This window comes from Geomicrobium sp. JCM 19038 (assembly GCF_000698125.1).
Taxonomy (GTDB): Bacteria; Bacillota; Bacilli; order Bacillales; family Marinococcaceae; genus Geomicrobium_A.
This window is the reverse complement of the sequence record NZ_BAXA01000016.1, coordinates 1-19,691: the sequence shown is the minus strand read 5'-3', so window position 1 is coordinate 19,691 and position 19,691 is coordinate 1. Positions and strand designations below refer to the sequence as shown.

Genomic DNA, 19,691 nt, shown 5'->3' with positions numbered 1-19,691 from the left:
TTTATGAGACGTTTAAAATATTTCCTTATGCCACTCGCATTTTTCTTTATGTTTACTAATACAACTCAAGCAAGTTCCGTGCATACCGTAACTGATGGTGATTCATTATGGAGCATCGGTGTTGATTACGGAGTTTCGATGCAAGAAATCCAAGAGTTAAACGGAAAGCCTGATACGAATCTTGCAATCGGTGAACGGTTGCAATTACCAGATTCAATATCTGACGAAGAATTGGATCTACTTGCTCGCTTAATTCACTCTGAAGCACAAGGTGAACCTTATGCAGGTAAAGTAGCTGTTGGTACAGTTGTTCTCAACCGTGTTGCGGACGACCGTTATCCAGATACGATTACAGATGTGATTTATGAAGTCGTGAATGGCTACTATGCATTCAGCCCTGTTCTTGATGGAACGATTGAAGAACCAGCAGCGGATGAATCTAAGCTTGCTGCACGTGAAGCACTCGCATTTGAAGGACAAGGTGAAGGTTCGATTTTCTTCTACAACCCTGACACTGCGACGAACCATTGGAATGCTACTCGTGACGAAACAAAACGTATCGGTCAACACGTATTTGCTAAATAACGAAGAAAAGCCATTTGTCAAAAGACAAATGGCTTTATTTGTATTCACTTGTTTCCCAATACGTAAGACGTGGCCATGTTTTATGCCATTTTTTCTTAGCAAGACGTGCTTTATAAATCGGCATTAGCATTTGATTACCAAGGAAAGTAGGGGTAGGTTTCACATGTAGCTGAAAAGCATCAGAAAGTCCATGTGGTGCTGAGATGATTAATTTTCCGCCATTGTCTAGAGACACCCCAAGAGAAGTAGCGGTTTCAGGGAACTTTGACATTGCATCTGTCGATGAAAGATATGGCTTCACACCGTTTCGGTTATGCATTCTTACTTGGTTTTTGACAGACCATGGCAGATTCGGTCGCAGTAAGCGAAGTCGATCTTCAAGTTCACGATCCATCTGCTCACCTATTTGCTCTTCATGTTTATCAAAATGTATCACATCAATGTCAGCTAAAGACGTACGCGAAGTAAATGCATGTACAGTATCCCAAATCTTTGAACGAACAAACCCGGCACACACCCACCAATCTTGCAATTCCAATTGCTGGACAATTTGAAGGATGTCCATCATCCACTCATCACGTTCGATCAATACTTTTAATTTTTGTTCATACATGTAAAGACCTCCAAATTAAAAAATGCCGTATTCCTAATTTAATGAACTCGCATACGGTATTCAATAGCCTATAATTTCGTTATAATGAAGGAAAAGAATAAATGGGGTGGGAATTTGGCGTCACAAACGCATATTTTTTCTAGACGAGAAGAGCTTGCGAATGCGATTACACATGGCGTTGGATCATTGCTTAGCATTGCAGGTTTAGTTTTACTCGTCGTGTACGCTTCCATCAACGGCACAGCTCTTCACATCGTAAGTGCTGCCATTTTTGGAGCAACAATGACGTTGCTTTATGTAAATTCAACTTTACTACACAGTTTTCCGCAAGGGAAAACAAAAAATTTATTCGAGATCTTTGACCACTCTTCCATATACTTGTTCATCGCTGGTACGTATACACCGTTTCTCTTTCTGGTTTTAGAAGGAGCACTAAGCTGGACATTGTTCGGCATTGTTTGGGGTATTGCCCTCATCGGCATTGCATTTAAAGCTTTTTTCGTGAAACGGTTCGTATTTTTATCGACCATCTTCTATATTGGTATGGGTTGGATCATTGTTATTGTGTGGCAACCATTAGCCACAGTATTACCGCATTCAGGCATGATGCTTTTACTTTCAGGCGGGATTTTTTATACAGTCGGAACCATATTTTACGTATGGCGAAGCTTCCCTTATCACCACGCAGTATGGCATGTATTCGTCATTGCAGGTTCTATGGCACACTTCTTCGCCGTCTTCCGATACGTATTGCCGCTATAAGTACAAAAAACCCGAAGCCGCTTGGCTTCGGGTTTCATTATTTATTTCGTGTTAAACATCTGTGTCCAGTAAGAACCGTAACTTCCACCTTCAGCATATCCAACACCAATGTGTGTGTAGTCAGCATTTAAGATGTTTTCTCGGTGCCCTTGAGAATTCATCCAACCGTTGACGACTTCTTCTGGTGAACGTTGACCCGCAGCAATGTTCTCACCTGCTCCGCGGTACTCAACACCATAATGGTTCATCATGTCAAATGGTGACCCATAAGTTGGGCTATCGTGAGAGAAGTAGTTATTGTCTCTCATGTCTTCTGATTTCACTGTTGCAACTTCGTTTAATTGCGTGTCTGCTTCAAGTGGTGAAAGCCCACGAGACGTACGCTCATCGTTCGTAAGGTCAATTACCTCTTGAACAAATGCATGTTGGTCGACGGATTGATCTTGATCAGATCCTTCATTCTCTTCTGGCTCATCTACTTCTGGTGCTTCTTCTTCGTTACCTTCAGTTGGCTCGTCTACAACTGGCGCTTCTTCTTCGTTACCTTCAGTTGGCTCGTCCACTTCCGGTGCTTCTTCTTCGTTACCTTCAGTTGGCTCGTCCACTTCTGGTGTTTCTTCTTCGTTACCTTCAGTTGGCTCGTCCACAACTGGTGCTTCTTCTTCGTTACCTTCAGTTGGCTCGTCCACTTCTGGTGCTTCTTCTAATTCATCTTGAAGCGGCGGGCAATAGATGTTGTATTGATCTCTTAAATACGCTGCAAACTCTTCTAACTCTTTCATAGAATGAGAGTTTGAGTACGTCTTCCATTCACCATTCCAAAGACCAGCCTTGTACACGATGACGTTTTTATGATGATCCAAACTTTGCGTTTTAGGCTGCTCCTCAGTTTGAGCAAGTGCACCCGTAGGTACAAGTAGAAATGCGGATAAAGCGAATAAGTATTTTTTCATTTCTTCCACCTCCGACACTCATTATGCCGAGTGTATACGGAGTTGAAAAGGGTCTATATCAGGTTTTCCTCTGGCAATATCAGGTATGAAAAGGAAATATACGTAGCAACATTTCATAGAGATTTCATTCGTGTCAGTGACATAATATTACCAATTACATTCCATTAAATTGTGTAACAATCCAATTACAGGGATTGGATAAAAATCCCTATATTTTGCGCCCGCGTTTTATAATTATTGTTGCTATCTATCGTCAATCTTCATGAGTTTTCTTCATTTAGGCATAAAAAAAGCGGTGCGTCGCACCACTTTTTTTTATAGATCATCTTCCGTATCTTCAACTTCACCTGCTGGATCTTCACCTGCTGGGTCTTCACCTAGTGGATCTTCACCTTCCATATCTCCACCACATGCTGCAAGCATACCTACCGCAAAAACTCCAGAGAGCATTCCGTACAATAGTTTTTTGTTCATTGTATATTCTCCTCCTTAAAATAGTTGCGTTTTGTTGTTGCTTACTTGATTAATACCCACTCTAACAAACAAATATGCGCTTTGTCAGTTCTTTTGAAACTTTCCCACAATGGTTATAGTTTTCTATAAATTCCAACGTAATTCCTAGACATTTTTACCACAAAGCCAGTAACTTCCTCAAAATATGTTTAAACGCAATAGATATAGGGAACCGTTCATAATGATATTTTGTTCTGATTAGGGGGGAAGACATCTTGGAAGACCAATCAAAGTATTCATTAATTACGTTACGTGACCATTTAGATGAATGGTACGAGGATACGTTACATGAATTCCATTCACATAACCAAGGAGACCTTGATGAATTTCGGGATTTAATTAAACCGTACGCCACAGACTGGTTCAACATTATAATAGGCTCAACTTCTATCGACCTTGATCAATGGTCAAGCCAATTCGTGAACTTCTGTATAGGTAAACGATTTACATCAGATCACTTGTTATTATTATTCCGTTCTTTTCGGACTGCCTTTCAACAATTGCTCGTAAAAAAAGTCGAAATGAATATTCTATCTTCAAGGCAAGCGTTTGAACTAATTATTGATGTTGCATCTAGATGGGAAGGACTATTCGAAAGCGTCTGCCGTCAATACATGAGTTTTCAAGTACAGACGATTGAACTTACTCGTAAAGAAATGTATGCCGTATCAATTCCTCTCGTTCCAGTTTGGAAAGGAGTTGCCGTTCTGCCGATTATCGGCGATCTTGACGATGAACGTTCCACTTACTTACAAAACCAAACTTTAAACCGAGCGACCGAGTTAAGCCTGACTTGCATTGTTATTGACCTATCAGGAATTAACTCAATAAATACTTGGTTCGCTCAAAACCTATCAAACCTTATTCAAGCCTTACGCCTACTCGGCATTATAGTCGTACTGTCTGGAATGCGCCCTGAGCTTTCACAAACAATCGTACGACTTGGTATCCGGTTCAAAAACACACGTACTTACTTAACACTTGAACAAGCCCTCCAATCCATAGAGCCTGCAAAATTAGACGAAAACCGTTACAATTTAGAAGAGAACCGACATCAAGATAAGTAGGTGAAGTCAATGAAAATGGTAGCAATTGATATGGATGGAACGCTGCTTCACTCTGATCGACACATTTCGGAAACGACTTCAGAGACAATTAAAGAACTTCAGAAAGACCATAAGTTTGTCATTTCAACAGGTAGAAGTTTGACAGATGCGATGAATATTGTCGCTGATGCTGGCATTGCCGCAGACGGCTTCGTTTGTGGAAATGGAGCTGTGATCGCTGACAAAGATGGGAATATCCTTGAACGATTTAGTATGGATGTTCAAACTGCAACGAAAGTTGCTCATTGGCTTAACGATCATGAATTCTACTTTCACTTAGGAACGTCTGAAGGTCATTATGCTACGAAAGATGCGTATCAGTTCTTTTTGAATGACCTTGAAGCATACGGTGAGTCTCACTCAGATGCAACGAAGCTTAAGCAAGCGATTCGTACACAAGCCGATCGTCAAATTCAAATGATGGGTCTAAATTTATTACCATCACCTGAAGACATTCCTAAGCATTCATTTATTCCTTATAAGTTCCTCGTTTTATCACTGTTTCCAGAAAAGCTCGAGGATATTAAGAATGCATGGGAAGGCCATCCCCATATCGAATTCACAACATCGGGTACAGACAACCTTGAAATTATGCCCCCTGATGTAGACAAAGGTCGCGGTATTCGGTTTATGGCTAATCACTTAAAGATTGAGCAACAACATACCATTGCAATTGGTGACAATTACAATGATGTCCCGATGTTTGAGGCTGCTGGCCTTAGCATTGCTATGGGAAATGCTGACGATTACATTAAAAGCATTACAGATGAGACGACGGTGCATCATAATGAAGATGGGGTCGCCAAAGCCATTCAACGCCTTATACTTTCTTAGAACCTGGCTCTTTTAAGACCAGGTTTTTTCTTATGGACGAACATTTATCCGTCTACTCGTAAGCTTCTCTTTACGAACTTTACATCGTTTTAACTAGGTTGTTACTATAAATACGATTACACTGAATGTATTCTATAAAAGGGAGGAATCAACAATGACAAAGATCGCATTAGAACATTTGTACAAGTATTACGAGAATGATCTTCCTGTTGTCAAAGACTTTAATTTACATGTACAAGATGAAGAATTCATCGTTCTTGTTGGCCCTTCAGGATGTGGAAAATCAACAACGTTACGTATGATTGCAGGACTAGAAACCATTAGTGAAGGATCATTTTATATCGACAATCTATTAATGAACGAAGCGCCACCTAAAGACCGTGACATCGCTATGGTCTTCCAAAACTACGCACTATACCCACACATGAACGTGTTTGATAACATTGCATTCGGACTAAAATTAAGAAAATTCAATAAAGATATGATTAAACAAAGAGTACATTCTGCTAGTTACTTGCTCGGACTCGACGATTATTTAAATCGCAAACCTAGAGCTTTATCTGGAGCCAACGCCAGCGCGTCGCTCTCGGCCGTGCAATCGTTAGAAACCCGAAAGTTTTCCTAATGGATGAACCTCTCTCAAACTTAGATGCAAAATTACGTGTACAAATGCGCTCAGAAATTATGCACATCCACCATCAATTGAAAACAACGACAATTTACGTGACACATGACCAAACAGAGGCGATGACGATGGCAAGTCGAATTGTCGTAATGAAAGATGGCATCATCCAACAAATCGGAACACCTTCTGAAGTCTATCTTCGCCCAAACAATATTTTCGTTGGCAGCTTTATCGGTTCACCATCAATGAATGTCGTACAGGGCAAATTGCATAACGGTTACTTTCAAGTAGGCAATGAAACGTTCATTAAAGTTCCTACAGAAATTTATCAATCGCTTCAACACTACATTGGAAAAGAGATCTTACTCGGCATTCGTCCAGAACACGTGTACTTGGTCGATTCGACTGATCGTTCAGTTTCCCACATTCATGCAAAGATAAATCTAATCGAACTAACAGGCTCTGAATCCGTCATGTATACACAAGTCGAACAACATGAGCTACGAGTCACTATAAAACCGACCCATCGCCTTAATCGAGGTGACCAGGTTCAACTCAAAGTCGATATGAAACACGCTCACTTTTTTTGATGTCAAGACCGAACAACGAATTACACAACTCTCTTATGAAAACTAAACAAGCTCGTGCCTTTTATTGATAGGCATGAGCTTGTTTAGTTAAGAATGAACGTCCCCGAGGTGACAGTCATTCCATATACGTTATTTATTACTGCTCTAATTCATTTACCGTTTGGCGAGCAACTTGAATCTCTTCTTCCAGTTGTTTAAGTTGTCTCGTAACAGGTCGTACATTCCCGCCGATGGACTCGATCTTTTCTAGATCGCCTTGCACACGGGCATAATCGGCTTTTAACATTTGTAACTGCTGTTTTGCTTCATCAATGGTCATTGTGATCACCTCAATTACTGCTTTAAACGTAACATCTTTATAAGCATACGGCAATTGCTACCAATGTCATTGTCCGAAACTCAATCCGTTACAAATAACGATACTTTTTCGAACCCTTGTTCACCGATTCTAACAAGCCCTTTATCTGAAAGACGAATGTCTGGAATGACGACAAGTGCTAATAACGACAAGGTCATAAATGCGTAGTTCATCGTGCAACCTGCTTTAGCTAAGTGTTCACTAATTTCTTTTGATTTTGCTGCAACTTCTTCGAATGGTGCATCCGACATTAACCCAGCTACTGGTAAAGGGAGTACCGTTTCTTCATCATGAGTCTTACGACAATTCCACCTTGCATTGCACTCACTTCATTTGCAACAGTTGCCATAAGCTCATCGTCATTTCCAATGACCATTAAGTTATGGGAGTCGTGAGCAACGGTCATCGCCATCGCTACTGGTTGTTTAAATCCAACACCAGAAAGTACCCCGATCCCTTGATTACCGTTTTTACCATGTCGTTCAATGACAGACATCTTACACACTTCATCGGACAATATGAGTTTGTTTTTTTGAATGTTTAAATCAACATGCTTTTCTTTCGTATCGACATGATTTTCACGTACGCCAATCGTTCGAACCGTCACGGTTCCATCGCTAACTGGAGCATTGATTTCGAAATCTTTAGCTTCTACCGTGCGCTCAAGCTTGACTGATTGAATTGCTGATTGTGGCCAATCGAATGCTGGTAAATCAACGACCATTTCATTGTTCTTAGCAACAACGGTACCTGCTGCAATTGTCGTTTCAACATTAATTTCATTTAAAGAGCCTTCGAGTAAGACCATGTCAGCATAGCGACCAGGAGCAATGACACCGACATCATTTGATAAACCGAATCGTTCTGCAGTATTAATCGTTGCCATTTGAATGGCAATAACCGGAGGAACGCCTTGCATTATCGCATGACGGATCACGAAGTCAATGTGACCTTCATCAACAAGTGATTCTGGACTTCGGTCGTCTGTGACGAGTACCATTCTTCTCGTATTGATGTTATGTTCTGTGAAGCTTTAATCGTTTCTGCCACATCGTGCCACGCAGAACCTCTACGTAATTTCGCGTATTGACCGAGACGAATCCGTTCAATTACATCTTCTGCGGTCGTACACTCGTGATCACCACTAATGCCCGTGCTCACATAAGCGGATAGTTTCACATCATCACTTGCAGACCACGTATAGTGACCGTCAGCAACTTTTCCTGCAAGCAACGTCTCACGAATTTCACCTAGCATCTTTTCGTCACCATACACAACGCCTGGGAAGTTCATCACTTCACCGAGTGCAACCATATCGTCTCCCCACGAAAAGGCTTCGGCAACTTCATTAGGTCCAATCTCAGCACCGTTCGTCTCAAACTCCGGTCCTGTTGATGGGACACAAGAAGCGACTTGCATGTATGCGGCCATTGGCGTTTGTCGTGCTTCTTCAAGCATTAACTTTAATCCCTCAAGTCCGAGCACATTCGTAATCTCATGGGCATCAAAGAATCCACCCGTAGTCCCTTTTGATAAGACGGCACGTGCAAACTGTGTAGGCGTAATCTGACTACTTTCAATATGACAATGTCCATCTAAAAACCCTGGAGATAAGTATTTTCCTTGCGCATCGATGACGAGCGTATCGTCACCGATCGTATGTGAAGCGTCTTTTCCTACATAGGCAATTCGTGATTGATGAACAGCAACATCTCTTCCTTCAAGGAGCTCACCTGTCGTTACACTAACAAGTGTTGCATTTTGAATGACGAGCGTTGCTTTCATTTCCCCTCTAGCTGTTTGATTTAACTCGACAAGGCACTCTTCTTGTTTCTGGCGCTGATACATTCCTACTCCTCCTCATAATGTATAGGACAATCTCCAATGATTTACGTTGCTAATTGCTGACGCACACGCGCTACAGAAAATGTCATCACCCACTCTTTAATCTCTCGTTTATGAATGACAAACGTCGATAACGAATAATGAATTGGCCGCAATGCACGATAAAAAGCCATTGAAGGATTTTCAACAAGTGCTTCTACGACAAACGATTGGTACCCTTGCTCATAAAAATCCTCCATCGCTCGTTTCATCAACGCCTTACCAATTCCTTTTCGCTGTACGTCTTCCAATAAGTATAAAGCATAAACTTGTGCATGTGCTTGAACGTTTTTACTTCTTCCGATTGAAATGAATCCGATAATTTCATTTTGATCATTACTTGCAACATAGGTCATTTCCATCCCTGCGTTAATTCTGCTTTCCCATAGTGTTGCCCTCTCATCTACTTGTAAGCGATTAAGAAAAGAAGTAGGCACGATTCCTGGATACGTCGTTTTCCAACTACTTACATGTACATGCGCGACTTGTTTTGCGTCTTCTAGCTTAATCTCTCGAATGTGTACGTTCATTTATTCTAGACAGTCCCTTCTCATTATGTACTCTACGAAAAAGATCATTCATCTTTATAAAAGCTCTACACAGTAAAACGATATTGGTTTTTTTGTATCTTTAGTCTATAATAAAAATGAAAATTGTAAATCAAACCACTAGAGGTGTCGCAAGACTGAGAGGGGCTCATATTGCCCTAACTCTTCGAACCTGACCTGGGTCATACCAGCGTAGGGAAGTGGGAACGGTCCTTCGTGTAATTTATTTTATTAGGACCTCCTACCTACATCCCCCTGTGGCAAATACAGAAAGGGATATTTTTGTGCAAACAAGAACGTTAATCATGGTCGAAATTGCTCTTATGACTGCATTAGCACTAATACTTGATCGTATTGAATTTAGCGGTCCTTGGGTAATGGGAGGATCAATAACACTTGTGATGTTGCCGATTTTTGTTATGGCATTTCGTCGAGGTGTTAAAGTCGGTGTAGCAACCGGATTACTTGTCGGGACGCTAAAGCTCGTTCTAGGCTCGTCGATCTTCCACCCTGTACAGGCGCTATTGGATTACCCCGTTGCCTTTGCAGTCGTTGGGCTTGCAGGACTGTTTACACTACGTAATCATAAAGGTGAACTTGCGATGAAATGGGCAATCGTTGGGCTTTTTGTAGCAAGCTTCTTGCGCCTATTCGTGCACATTATTTCAGGTGTTATCTGGTTTGGTGCATACACGCCTGAAGGATGGAACGTTTGGATTTATTCAATCGTGTACAATGCATCTTATATTATTCCAGCGACACTTATTACATTTGGAGTCATTTTCTTAATTAGTAAAGCACAACCGAGCTTCTTTAAGAAAGCTTTACCTGCATCTAAAGTAGACAATCCGATTGCTTCATAATTTTGTTGCTACTCATCGTTGATGAGTAGCTTTTTTTCGCATGATTTAAGGAAGATCAGGCAAGATAAGCTAGAGATGTAAAGAAAGGAGTCGCTTATGAAAAGGATTCTTTTTGCATTGTGTAGTTTGCTTCTTTTGTTTATGAGTGGCTTCAATGACGTTCAAGCAAAGTCAAAAGAAGAATGGCAAGACTCTGGTGAAATCGTCTGGAATGTTCCAAGTGAAAGAAAATTAATTGCGATTACATTCGATGATGGCCCACATCCCTTGTATACACCGTTAATTATGGATGTACTTCAAAAACATCAAGCAAAAGCAACATTTTTCGTAATCGGTAAACATGCAGAAAGGTATCCAGAGCTTTTACAACGAGGGGTCGAAGAAGGACACGAAATCGGGAATCATACGTATGAACATGTCGGTATGCAAGGAATTTCTGATGATCTATTTCTTCAACAACTCGAAAAAACCGAACAAGCCATTATCGCTGCTACAGGAATTCGCCCTGTTTTCTTCCGCTCAGTCGGTGGCTATTATGATGACCGGCTCATCAAATTAGCTGCAGATGAAGGATACCGGACGATTATTTGGTCATGGCATCAAGACTCAAGAGATTGGAAACGACCAGGTGTAGCCAACATCATTAACAACGTTGCTCCTGGCTCTCATCCAGGTGACATTGTCTTGTTCCATGATGCAGGTGGCAACCGATCTGAAACTGTAAAAGCACTCGATAAAATCCTCGATCAATTAGAAAAAGAAGGCTTTGAATTTGTTACTGTAAGCGAGCTGTTGCTTCATAGTGGTTATGAAGGCATTCCTTCTGAACTAATTGGATTGTAATGTTCGTAAACCTACAAGTCATTGACCAAACAAAAAGCAAACGAGTCATCTAGAATCGTTCGCTTTTTGTTGTTCTAACATCGTTAAAAACGCTTCAACTTGTGGTAACTGTCTATATTCTTTCTCAAACACAACCCACGTCTTGCGCTCTGAGTTAGGGATGAGCTCTACCCGATACCGTTCATCTAAATCTTCCACACTACATGCTGGTAAAACAGCAGCTCCAACCCCAGCTAACGTTAATGCTTTACACGTACCAATGTTGTTCACTTCGAGCATTCGCTCTGGCCATACATTGTATTGATTTAAGATTGCTTTTCTAACATTCACATGATAGCTTGGTTCGGTTTGAAAAGATAGGAACGGCTTTTGCTGAAGAACTTCCGTTGCTGTCATTCCCGTTTCTTTATAAACAAGTGCTAATGATTCCGTAAACCAAGGTTGTACCGCCATTCCAATTAAAGGTTCATCGCCACGTACAATCGTAACGTGATGATGCACGACGTCTTTTAATAAGTCTTCGCTTAGCCCTGTTTGCATTTCAATTCGTACTTCAGGGAACGTTGTCATATACTCTGCAAGTACGGTTGGTAATACATATTGAGCAACAACGGATGAGACGCCTATTTTTAAGGAACCTGCAACGTGATAATCAACCATCGCTAGCTGATCCTTCGTTGTTTGAACCGCTTGAAGTTGCAGTTTGGCATGAGCAATGACAATCTCGCCAGATGGCGTCGGTACAATACCTGCACTCGTTCGAATAAACAACTCTTGTCCCCATTCATTTTCGATCGTCTTTAACCGCTGACTAATCGCAGGTTGTGAGATAAACAAGTGAGACGCAGCTTTTTGCATGGAGCGGTATTCGTCCAACGCGACGAGTAATTGAAGGTCTTTCATAGGATGTCACCTCGCTTAAATACTGCTAAATGCTAACTTTATTTCGGCATTCAAATCTATGTATACGTTGCTCCTATTGAAGCAATATGCACTTCACTTTCTGTTGAATCAAGGCGTGCCTCGCATTAGTCACAGCTTTCTTTTCAAGGAACGCCTTATTCTTTTCATTCGTAAATTTTCTTTACGCGTCCAACCTGTCCGTCAGTTAAGCGTACTTTAATACCGTGCGGATGATGGTTTGACTTTGTAAGTAATTCTTTCACTGTCCCTTGTGTCGTCTTACCTGTTCGTTGGTCGGCTTTCAATACGATATCCACAACTTTACCAGGTGTAACGTCTGCGCGCGTTTTTCCATCCATGTTGTTCATTCCTCCTTCACCCACATATCGTATCATGAATTGGAGGAGTGTTGCCTATTTACATATTCCTCTAGCGCCTCTTGCCACGGTCTAGGCTTTGGGAATCCATTTAGACGTAGTGCTTGGTGAGCTAATACGGAATAGTATGGCCTTGGGACACCATTCATATGAAGCTCGTTACGTTGAATTGGTCGCACTGGAACGTCTATTTTTGTGTATTGAATAATTTCCTTTGCCCATTCATATCGTGAACAGCTACCTTGATTTGAAAAATGATACGTTCCGTACGCTTTTGTGTTCATAAGTTGTTGAATAAAACTAGCGAGATCATACGTATACGTCGGCGTACCAATCTCATCACTGACGACTTGCAACTCATTTACTTCGCGAGCTCGTTGAATGATTTTACTTACAAAATGATGGCCATCTTCTCCATATAACCACGACGTACGAACCGTATAAGAACGAGGATGAAAATGGGCAACCATCGACTCACCGGCGAGTTTAGATTGCCCGTATACTGTAAGTGGATTTGTTTGATCAAACTCTGAATACGGCTTCGTTTGATTCCCTTCAAATACAAAGTCCGTACTGACGTAAACGAGTCGTGCACCAACATCTTTTGCAGCAATGGCTACATTTCTCGTGCCATACGTATTCACGGCATAAGCATCGTCCATATTCTCTTCAGCAGCGTCGACGTTCGTATATGCTGCCGCATGAATGACTACATCGGGTTTTTCTTTTGTGAAGATCTGATAGACTTCTTCAAGCATCCGAACATCACATCGCTTACGATCCATCGGCACAACATTATAGCCTGCTATCAACAATTGCTTGACGAGTGCGTTGCCTAGCTGACCACAAGCACCTGTCACGAGTACTTTATGGATACTCACGAATTATCCCCTCTTTCAAGGTACCATTCAATCGTTTCAACGAGACCTTGCTCAAACGTTGTCTGAGGCTGCACCCTAACTGTTGTTGAATTTTAGATGCATCAATTGCATACCTTTGATCGTGACCAGGCCGATCTGACACATAAGAGATGTTTGAATGAGGCAAACCAAAATAGTCTAGAACGTGTTTTGCCACTTCATTGTTCGCCCATTCATTCGTACCGCCAATATTGTACACGTCGCCAATCGTCCCTTTTTGAAGAACGAGTAAGATGGCTTGAACATGATCTTTTACGTATAACCAATCACGTATGTTTTTACCGTCCCCATAAATCGGTAACGACAGTTGTTTGTTCGAACGCTCGATTAACGTTGGCAATAACTTCTCTGCGTGTTGATGAGGACCATAATTGTTCGAACAACGTGTAATATTCACTGGTAATCCGTGCGTCTCATAATACGATCGTACGAGTAAATCAGCACCTGCCTTACTAGCCGAATAAGGATTGTTCGGTTGTAATACGGATTGTTCAGTAAACAGCCTTAAATCATCAAAAGATAGTGATCCGTACACTTCATCTGTTGAAATTTGCACATAGCGGATGCCGCCACATTTTCTTGCCACTTCAAGCAATGAATGGGTACCTGTAATGTTCGTACGTAAAAACGGAGCACTGTCTTGGATACTTCTGTCAACGTGTGATTCTGCAGCGAAGTTCACGATCGCTTCAATGCGATGATCGTATACCAGCTGAAGCATCCTGTCATGATCACAAATGTCAGCTTGCACGAACAAATATCGACCGTCTTTCTCTACTTGTTGAAGGTAAGAGAGGTCTGCAGCATACGTTAGCCGATCCACATTCACGATCGTAATTGAAGGGTCTTCTTCTAAAGCATGAAGAATAAAGTGACTTCCGATAAAACCCGCTCCACCAGTAACTAGGACATTCATACTCATCCTCCTCGTTCGTTATCAATAATTGAGAGCAAATACTGGCCATACGCGTTTTTCTTTAGCGGTTCTGCCAGTTGCCTTAACTGTTCTTTGGAAATGAACGATTTTCGATAAGCAATCTCTTCAATACATGCAATCTTCAGACTTTGTCGTTCTTCAATCGTTTCAATGAAAGACGATGCATCTAGTAACGATTGGTGTGTTCCTGTGTCTAACCAAGCAAACCCACGACCTAATTGTTCAACATGCAACTTGCCCTCATCGAGATATCGCTGATTCACTGCTGTAATCTCTAATTCACCACGTGCAGATGGGGTAATATCTTTTGCATATTGAACGGCCTGTTGATCGTAAAAATATAAGCCCGTAACAGCAATCGAAGACTTTGGTTGCTCAGGCTTTTCCTCAAGCGAAATCGCTTTACCCTTTTGGTCGATTTCAACTACCCCAAATCGCTCTGGTCGTTTTACTGGATAGCCAAAAACAATCGCACCTTCCTTTAACTTAGATGCGCGCTGAACAACACTAGAAAACTGACTTCCATAAAAGATGTTATCTCCAAGAATTAACGCTACAGAATCACCATCAATAAATGACTCTCCTAAAATGAGCGCCTCAGCGATTCCTTTTGGTGCTTCTTGCACTTTGTACGTAATGTTTAATCCAATGGAAGAACCGTCTCCGAGCATTTGTTCAAACCTTGGTGTATCTTGCGGAGTACTTATAATTAAGATTTCACGAATATCTGCGAGCATGAAAACCGACAACGGATAATAAATCATCGGCTTATCGTAAACAGGAAGCAATTGTTTCGAAACGACACGGGTGAGTGGGTAAAGTCGTGTACCGTCTCCCCCAGCTAAAATAATTCCCTTCATCGCCTCACTCTCCTCCTGTTCGTTTAAGTTGGAAAATGACTTGATGCATTTTTGCAAATGAAGTTAACTGGCCAAGCTGAAATCCATGCTTTCTACCCGCTTCTTCGACATCTTGTAAAAACAAGTTCGTACGCTCATCTTGCTCGAGTTGCGTATACGTTTTTAGCTGCAATTGAAATGGCTTACCAGCAAACAATTGGTCTACGCTGTATGGAGTAAAAAATCGCACATGCTGTGCTTCAAGCACTCCCGACTGTGCATACGTCCATTGGCCTTGCAACATTTGCATCATAACTTCCCCATGGCATACATTTGGTACGCTACAAACAAGTACACCACCAGGCTTTAGTATCTGACTGATCTGATCAATAAATGTCCACGGATCAACAATTTTCTCAAGGACGTTATGCAACACAATAGAATCATAATCAGAAGATAGTTGTGTAAAGTCAATTTGATCGTAACTGTCTGGAATTTGCACATAGTCGTAATGGCTTTGTGCCATCTTGCCGATCATTTCACGTTCTTCAATTCCATGAATCACAACATCATGATTACGGTTGCGATAATCAAGCCCTGTTGCGCCTGCACCACAACCGATTTCAAGCACCTTACGACTGTTTGTTGCAATCAAGTTAACAAGTTCAATTCTCGGAACATGAACATCGTAATATCAGTTCCCCATTTATCGATAAACGTTTGCTTGTTTCGAACATACAAATCATAGATATCAATATCTTGATTCGCTTGAAACGTCGCATGACCGTGATGATGAACGAACGAGTCTTGAACAATCTTTAATTCGTACCCTTTCGTAAACATTTGCGTGGATAGATCATCATCTTCAAATGACCCCATCGTATAACGCTCATCAAATCCTGCAATTTCATCAAGCAGTTGCTTTTTTACGAGTAAACAGAAGCCGACTAGCCTGAGAACACGCTTCGTCTCTCCTTTGTATTGGTTACAATGTCTGATCGAGAATTCATCTAGTTGATCAATCGATTCATAATCAACACTGGTTAACTGTGCCCCAGACACATAATTGCTCATCGGTCCTACCATGGCTACTTGATCTGACTCATGCAAGGCTTTTCGCAACGGCTCTAACCAATTCGGCGTTAATACCGTATCATTGTTCAAAAACAAAACATCGGCCCCAGTGGCGACGTTCAATCCTTGATTGCACCCTTTTGCAAACCCTTGGTTCTTCTCATTATCAATAAAAATAACGTCCGACAACGATTGGATGTATGCTTTTGTTCCATCGCTCGAACCGTTATCTACGATGATCAATTCATAATCGTCTCGCTTCGTATGTTTATAAAGACTATCAATACATTGCTTCGTTTTATCAAGTTCATTGTACGTAAGCACAACAATGCTCGTAATCATTTAAACACCTCCGTTTGTTATTCTTATGTGAGGTGCCCATGAACGTGAAACCATCTACATTATATTTTTCTCGCACGCATAACATATTGGTATGCACTTCCCCGTTCAACGAGCGTTGTTGTGTCGATTCCAAACTCTGAACCGACTGCTTTTAAACGTTCTAACAATTGAACTTGATTCCCTTGAACGAGAGGAATGTATTGAAAAGCTTCAAATTCAAAGCCATTCTCAACAAACATTTTATGAATCTCATTTACAGTAAAGAAACGCATATGGGTTTGATCCATTAACCCCATTTTCGTATACGTAAAGTTTCCCCTTAACAATTCTTCAATAATGGAGACGTGATTAATGTTAGGAATACTTGCACATACGACTCCACCTTCTTCTAAAAAAGGATGGACTTTACGTAACACAGCCCATGGGTCGACTAAATGTTCAAGAACATCACCAAAAACAACGACATCAAAGGTTTCATCTGGATACGGCCACGCTTCATCTTCGATGTTTCCATAATGAACCCGATCAAGTACTTTTTTTGCTTTCGTAGCGGCTTCCTTAAATGCTCAATCCCTGTAACATAGGCGCCATTCCGTTCTTTTAACACTTCCCCTAACCTACCTGATGAACATCCAATATCAACAATTCGTTTTGCCTGTTCAGGAATTAAATTCACAAGCACTGTATTGTAAGACTGATAATACGTTTCGTCTTTTTGATTATAAAAATCACTCACCACTCACGCCTCCTTGCCACACTTTTGTGCAAATGCTTACCATCTTTAGCGTATGTAATGACTAGTTGTACTTATGTAGAACTTTTTTTCAATGAAAAAAGCTTGAAGACCGTAGTTCGTCTTCAAGCTTTTATATACTTAAATGTTCTTTATATGCAGCATCTAATTGTTCCGTCGTTAGCTCGTAAAGTTGCTTCCCATCAACCTTATACACTTCCAACTCTAACAATTCCTTCATAAGGGAGTCTTTGTTCATTCCTTGATCAAACTGCGTCATTCGTGTTCGACCCTTTCCGTATATATTCTCTATGGACTTGAGGGCATTTTGGGTTAGTTATCTATACCTAGAAGTTGGAAAATCAAACACGAAATTGAAGAACAATGCAAGGCTAGGTAGCGTAGGCTATTGTATTACCTCATACATTTACAGCTTGTTTTAGTCGCTTCCCTGGTTTAAAAGCAGGAGACATGCTCGCTTTCACTTCAATCTCTTCACCAGTGCGAGGGTTGCGTACCTTTCTTGCATCACGTTTCCGAGTTTCAAATTGTCCAAAGCCAATCAACTGTACACGTTCTCCATTTTGTAAGTTTTCCGTAATCGTTTCAAAAATAGCATTCACGGCCGTTTCACTTTGCTTTTTCGTTAACTCACTTTTTTCTGCTACAACACGAATTAAATCAGCTTTATTCATTTTCCTGCCTCCTCAATTTTTTCCAATGTATTCTTAGTTTTACAACCTAAACTGTCATTTATACATTGAGGAGCCAATTCTTTTATTTATTTTAGGAGGTTATCTTTTGAATGATCGAAAAGAAACTTCGTATATTCACGGTGGTCGCGATCAACATCATGACCCTTTCGGAAGCTTGACCTCGCCTCTTTATCAAACGAGTACGTTCTCCTTTGACCAAGCTGAAATTGGGGAAGCCCGTTTCGCAGGTCTTGATTCAGGTTATGTGTATACGCGAATGGGTAACCCAACAGTCACACAATTTGAAGAACGAATGGCCATTGCTGAACGAGCAGAGTGCGCCTTAGCATTCTCATCAGGGATGGCTGCAATTTCTGCTGTACTTTTTACTCACGTAAAATCAGGGGAGCATATTCTTGCTTCTGACGGCATCTACGGTGCGACGTACAGCTTATTGCAACAAATGAAAGACCGGTATAAGATCTCATTTACGTATGTCGACTTTAACGATCTCGAACACGTTGAAACTAAACTTAAAAAGAAAACAACATTAGTTTTACTTGAAACACCGATTAACCCTACGATGAAAATGTCCAGCATTACGGCTGTTTCAGCTTTTGCAAAAAAACATGATTTATTACTCGCAGTTGATAATACCTTTGCTAGCCCTTATCTTCAGCAACCGTTGACGTTAGGTGCCGACCTTGTTATTCATAGTGCAACGAAATACATTGGTGGTCACGGTGATGTCATAGCAGGTGTTGTCGCTGGTCCTCATGAATTAGTAAAAGATGTCCGATCGTACGCACAAAAAAATATTGGAGCTGTACTCAGCCCATTTGATGCGTGGTTGCTTCTTCGCGGTATGAAAACACTTGCCATTCGTATGGATCGTCACTGTGCCAACGCTAAGAAAATTGCAAAGCGATTAGCGAAACACCCAAAGGTAAAAACCGTGTTGTTTCCAGGTGACCCCTCTTTTTCCGATTATGAGTTAGCCCGCACCCAGATGATGAACAGTGGTGGCATGATTAGCTTCCATATCGATGGCAATAAAAATGATGTTTTTACGTTTTTAAATGAACTTACCATGATTCCACTCGCAGTCAGTCTTGGTGATGCCGAAACACTCATTTCACACCCAGCTTCCACAACGCATGCAAGTATCGCTTTGAAAGATCGTAATCGCATGGGGATTACCGACTCACTGCTCCGTCTTTCTGTTGGACTTGAACATTATGCTGATATATGGAAGGATCTTCGCCAGGCACTTCAAAAATTATCTTAATAAAAAAATCCCCTTGTTCATCTTGAACAAGGGGATTTCACTTAACTTAAGCGGACAATAGTCAAACCTGCACCTTGACCACCTTGTAGTACTGCTGCTCCAACTAAACCAAACAATTGCAATGTTACGGTATCTCCTGCAGCTAAAGGAATAATTACATCTGCAGATGCTTCTGTAAGTGCAACTGTTGGTTCAACTGCTGATTGAGGAACACCTGTACCGTTAACGGTAATTTGAGAGCTTAAGAGCAATCCGACTGTATAACGTAAGCTATAGCTAATTAAATAGCTACCCGTTTCAGTAACTGTGAACGTCTCATTATCACCACTTACTGTAACATTGCTCAAACTTTGACCGTCAGGTAATGGAACATTCGTACCTCCAAGAATGACAGCGATCGTAGGAGCTGCTGTATTCGCAGCAAAACCAAAGGTTTCAGTAGGCGCTACGCCACCTGTTGGACCAGTTGGACCAATGTCTCCCGTTACCCCTGTTGCTCCCGTTGG

Annotated in this window: 24 protein-coding genes, 2 pseudogenes and 1 riboswitch; of the genes and pseudogenes, 8 read left to right on the top strand and 18 right to left on the bottom strand. The window is 41.2% G+C overall.

Annotated elements, in window-relative coordinates; all coding sequences use genetic code 11:
* Positions 1-3: 3 nt before the first annotated feature.
* Positions 4-585, top strand: a complete 582-nt coding sequence (locus JCM19038_RS16985) for a cell wall hydrolase (RefSeq protein WP_042359748.1) — start codon at positions 4-6, stop codon at positions 583-585.
* 34 nt (positions 586-619) lie between these two features.
* Here the strand turns inward: JCM19038_RS16985 and JCM19038_RS16980 are convergent, their stop codons facing one another.
* Positions 620-1,198, bottom strand: a complete 579-nt coding sequence (locus tag JCM19038_RS16980; protein ID WP_042420375.1) for a nucleotidyltransferase family protein — start codon at positions 1,196-1,198, stop codon at positions 620-622.
* A 114-nt stretch (positions 1,199-1,312) separates the two neighbouring features.
* On the opposite strand from JCM19038_RS16980, the gene JCM19038_RS16975 reads away from it, so the two are divergent.
* Complete coding sequence (locus JCM19038_RS16975; RefSeq protein ID WP_238554475.1) at positions 1,313-1,960, top strand: hemolysin III family protein; 648 nt, start codon at positions 1,313-1,315, stop codon at positions 1,958-1,960.
* A gap of 41 nt (positions 1,961-2,001) precedes the next feature.
* On the opposite strand, the gene JCM19038_RS21290 is transcribed toward JCM19038_RS16975, so the two are convergent.
* Both JCM19038_RS21290 and JCM19038_RS22990 read right to left on the bottom strand, forming a co-directional pair.
* Positions 2,002-2,913, bottom strand: a complete 912-nt coding sequence (locus JCM19038_RS21290) for a CAP domain-containing protein (protein WP_052361884.1) — start codon at positions 2,911-2,913, stop codon at positions 2,002-2,004.
* A gap of 315 nt (positions 2,914-3,228) precedes the next feature.
* A complete protein-coding gene (locus tag JCM19038_RS22990; RefSeq protein ID WP_169966017.1) occupies positions 3,229-3,387 on the bottom strand; it encodes a hypothetical protein in 159 nt (52 codons plus the stop codon).
* Between the two features lie 254 nt (positions 3,388-3,641).
* Between JCM19038_RS22990 and JCM19038_RS21285 the strand changes: the two genes are divergently transcribed.
* The 3 genes and pseudogenes from JCM19038_RS21285 to JCM19038_RS16955 all read left to right on the top strand — a co-directional run bounded on the left by JCM19038_RS21285 (position 3,642) and on the right by JCM19038_RS16955 (position 6,627).
* Positions 3,642-4,493 carry an STAS domain-containing protein gene (locus tag JCM19038_RS21285; protein WP_052361882.1) on the top strand — a complete coding sequence of 284 codons (852 nt, stop codon included), beginning with the start codon at positions 3,642-3,644 and terminating at the stop codon, positions 4,491-4,493.
* Positions 4,494-4,502: 9 nt separating this feature from the next.
* On the top strand, positions 4,503-5,366 hold the full coding sequence (locus JCM19038_RS21280) for a Cof-type HAD-IIB family hydrolase (RefSeq protein ID WP_052361881.1): 864 nt from the start codon (positions 4,503-4,505) through the stop codon (positions 5,364-5,366).
* Between the two features lie 154 nt (positions 5,367-5,520).
* Positions 5,521-6,627: pseudogene (locus JCM19038_RS16955) on the top strand (ABC transporter ATP-binding protein).
* A 90-nt stretch (positions 6,628-6,717) separates the two neighbouring features.
* On the opposite strand, the gene JCM19038_RS16950 reads toward JCM19038_RS16955, so the two are convergent.
* The 3 genes and pseudogenes from JCM19038_RS16950 to JCM19038_RS16940 form a co-directional block, all read right to left on the bottom strand.
* A complete protein-coding gene (locus JCM19038_RS16950) occupies positions 6,718-6,900 on the bottom strand; it encodes an SE1832 family protein (RefSeq protein WP_042359745.1) in 183 nt (60 codons plus the stop codon).
* Between the two features lie 80 nt (positions 6,901-6,980).
* Positions 6,981-8,787 (bottom strand): annotated as a pseudogene (gene ade, locus JCM19038_RS16945) (adenine deaminase).
* Positions 8,788-8,828: 41 nt separating this feature from the next.
* Positions 8,829-9,353 carry a GNAT family N-acetyltransferase gene (locus JCM19038_RS16940; RefSeq protein WP_042420371.1) on the bottom strand — a complete coding sequence of 175 codons (525 nt, stop codon included), beginning with the start codon at positions 9,351-9,353 and terminating at the stop codon, positions 8,829-8,831.
* A gap of 130 nt (positions 9,354-9,483) precedes the next feature.
* Positions 9,484-9,587: riboswitch (TPP riboswitch) on the top strand.
* A gap of 68 nt (positions 9,588-9,655) precedes the next feature.
* Here JCM19038_RS16940 and thiT point away from each other — a divergent pair.
* Together thiT and JCM19038_RS16930 are read left to right on the top strand one after the other, a co-directional pair.
* Positions 9,656-10,234, top strand: a complete 579-nt coding sequence (gene thiT / locus JCM19038_RS16935) for an energy-coupled thiamine transporter ThiT (protein ID WP_238554474.1) — start codon at positions 9,656-9,658, stop codon at positions 10,232-10,234.
* Between the two features lie 96 nt (positions 10,235-10,330).
* Positions 10,331-11,077, top strand: a complete 747-nt coding sequence (locus tag JCM19038_RS16930) for a polysaccharide deacetylase family protein (protein ID WP_052361879.1) — start codon at positions 10,331-10,333, stop codon at positions 11,075-11,077.
* A gap of 45 nt (positions 11,078-11,122) precedes the next feature.
* Here the strand turns inward: JCM19038_RS16930 and JCM19038_RS16925 are convergent, their stop codons facing one another.
* The 11 genes from JCM19038_RS16925 to JCM19038_RS16890 all read right to left on the bottom strand — a co-directional run bounded on the left by JCM19038_RS16925 (position 11,123) and on the right by JCM19038_RS16890 (position 17,897).
* Entirely contained in the window at positions 11,123-11,980 is an 858-nt protein-coding gene (locus JCM19038_RS16925) for a LysR family transcriptional regulator (protein WP_042420369.1), read from the bottom strand.
* Positions 11,981-12,144: 164 nt separating this feature from the next.
* Entirely contained in the window at positions 12,145-12,339 is a 195-nt protein-coding gene (locus JCM19038_RS16920; protein WP_042420366.1) for a YwbE family protein, read from the bottom strand.
* Between the two features lie 32 nt (positions 12,340-12,371).
* The gene (gene rfbD, locus JCM19038_RS16915; RefSeq protein ID WP_042420363.1) at positions 12,372-13,238 is read right to left on the bottom strand and encodes a dTDP-4-dehydrorhamnose reductase; all 867 of its coding nucleotides are present in this window, start codon (positions 13,236-13,238) and stop codon (positions 12,372-12,374) included.
* Positions 13,225-14,193, bottom strand: coding sequence for a dTDP-glucose 4,6-dehydratase (gene rfbB, locus JCM19038_RS16910; protein ID WP_202963063.1), 969 nt, complete (start codon positions 14,191-14,193; stop codon positions 13,225-13,227). The genes rfbD and rfbB overlap by 14 nt, the downstream gene beginning before the upstream one ends.
* 2 nt (positions 14,194-14,195) lie before the next feature.
* Positions 14,196-15,074 (bottom strand): glucose-1-phosphate thymidylyltransferase RfbA, encoded by an 879-nt coding sequence (gene rfbA, locus JCM19038_RS16905; RefSeq protein WP_042420361.1) that lies wholly within the window; start codon positions 15,072-15,074, stop codon positions 14,196-14,198.
* A 4-nt stretch (positions 15,075-15,078) separates the two neighbouring features.
* Positions 15,079-15,708: a bifunctional 2-polyprenyl-6-hydroxyphenol methylase/3-demethylubiquinol 3-O-methyltransferase UbiG gene (locus JCM19038_RS21275; RefSeq protein WP_193745160.1), complete on the bottom strand. Its 630-nt coding sequence runs from the start codon at positions 15,706-15,708 to the stop codon at positions 15,079-15,081.
* Positions 15,705-16,469 carry a glycosyltransferase family 2 protein gene (locus JCM19038_RS21270; RefSeq protein WP_052361874.1) on the bottom strand — a complete coding sequence of 255 codons (765 nt, stop codon included), beginning with the start codon at positions 16,467-16,469 and terminating at the stop codon, positions 15,705-15,707. Before JCM19038_RS21270 ends, JCM19038_RS21275 begins: the two co-directional genes overlap by 4 nt.
* A gap of 59 nt (positions 16,470-16,528) precedes the next feature.
* Positions 16,529-16,975, bottom strand: a complete 447-nt coding sequence (locus JCM19038_RS21265; RefSeq protein ID WP_081831875.1) for a methyltransferase domain-containing protein — start codon at positions 16,973-16,975, stop codon at positions 16,529-16,531.
* Positions 16,900-17,205, bottom strand: coding sequence for a class I SAM-dependent methyltransferase (locus tag JCM19038_RS21260; protein ID WP_152549491.1), 306 nt, complete (start codon positions 17,203-17,205; stop codon positions 16,900-16,902). The genes JCM19038_RS21265 and JCM19038_RS21260 overlap by 76 nt, the downstream gene beginning before the upstream one ends.
* 130 nt (positions 17,206-17,335) lie before the next feature.
* Positions 17,336-17,482, bottom strand: coding sequence for a Fur-regulated basic protein FbpA (locus tag JCM19038_RS22030; protein WP_081831874.1), 147 nt, complete (start codon positions 17,480-17,482; stop codon positions 17,336-17,338).
* Positions 17,483-17,621: 139 nt separating this feature from the next.
* Entirely contained in the window at positions 17,622-17,897 is a 276-nt protein-coding gene (locus tag JCM19038_RS16890; protein WP_042420360.1) for an HU family DNA-binding protein, read from the bottom strand.
* Positions 17,898-18,003: 106 nt separating this feature from the next.
* Between JCM19038_RS16890 and JCM19038_RS16885 the strand changes: the two genes are divergently transcribed.
* Complete coding sequence (locus JCM19038_RS16885; protein WP_042420357.1) at positions 18,004-19,185, top strand: PLP-dependent aspartate aminotransferase family protein; 1,182 nt, start codon at positions 18,004-18,006, stop codon at positions 19,183-19,185.
* A 41-nt stretch (positions 19,186-19,226) separates the two neighbouring features.
* Here the strand turns inward: JCM19038_RS16885 and JCM19038_RS22985 are convergent.
* A partial coding sequence (locus JCM19038_RS22985; protein WP_042420353.1) for a hypothetical protein occupies positions 19,227-19,691 on the bottom strand: 465 nt, incomplete at its 5' end.

Excerpts from the sequence above, each read along its gene's own strand:
- JCM19038_RS16925 (WP_042420369.1), bottom strand. The coding sequence starts at position 11,980 with ATGAAAGACCTTCAATTACTCGTCGCGTTGGACGAATACCGCTCCATG.
- JCM19038_RS16950 (WP_042359745.1), bottom strand. The coding sequence starts at position 6,900 with ATGACCATTGATGAAGCAAAACAGCAGTTACAAATGTTAAAAGCCGAT.
- JCM19038_RS16980 (WP_042420375.1), bottom strand. The coding sequence starts at position 1,198 with ATGTATGAACAAAAATTAAAAGTATTGATCGAACGTGATGAGTGGATG.
- JCM19038_RS16940 (WP_042420371.1), bottom strand. The coding sequence starts at position 9,353 with ATGAACGTACACATTCGAGAGATTAAGCTAGAAGACGCAAAACAAGTC.
- JCM19038_RS21270 (WP_052361874.1), bottom strand. The coding sequence starts at position 16,469 with ATGATTACGAGCATTGTTGTGCTTACGTACAATGAACTTGATAAAACG.
- JCM19038_RS21290 (WP_052361884.1), bottom strand. The coding sequence starts at position 2,913 with ATGAAAAAATACTTATTCGCTTTATCCGCATTTCTACTTGTACCTACG.
- JCM19038_RS16890 (WP_042420360.1), bottom strand. The coding sequence starts at position 17,897 with ATGAATAAAGCTGATTTAATTCGTGTTGTAGCAGAAAAAAGTGAGTTA.
- rfbB (WP_202963063.1), bottom strand. The coding sequence starts at position 14,193 with ATGAATGTCCTAGTTACTGGTGGAGCGGGTTTTATCGGAAGTCACTTT.
- JCM19038_RS22990 (WP_169966017.1), bottom strand. The coding sequence starts at position 3,387 with ATGAACAAAAAACTATTGTACGGAATGCTCTCTGGAGTTTTTGCGGTA.
- JCM19038_RS16930 (WP_052361879.1), top strand. The coding sequence starts at position 10,331 with ATGAAAAGGATTCTTTTTGCATTGTGTAGTTTGCTTCTTTTGTTTATG.
- JCM19038_RS16985 (WP_042359748.1), top strand. The coding sequence starts at position 4 with ATGAGACGTTTAAAATATTTCCTTATGCCACTCGCATTTTTCTTTATG.
- JCM19038_RS21280 (WP_052361881.1), top strand. The coding sequence starts at position 4,503 with ATGAAAATGGTAGCAATTGATATGGATGGAACGCTGCTTCACTCTGAT.
- rfbA (WP_042420361.1), bottom strand. The coding sequence starts at position 15,074 with ATGAAGGGAATTATTTTAGCTGGGGGAGACGGTACACGACTTTACCCA.
- JCM19038_RS22030 (WP_081831874.1), bottom strand. The coding sequence starts at position 17,482 with ATGACGCAGTTTGATCAAGGAATGAACAAAGACTCCCTTATGAAGGAA.
- JCM19038_RS16920 (WP_042420366.1), bottom strand. The coding sequence starts at position 12,339 with ATGGATGGAAAAACGCGCGCAGACGTTACACCTGGTAAAGTTGTGGAT.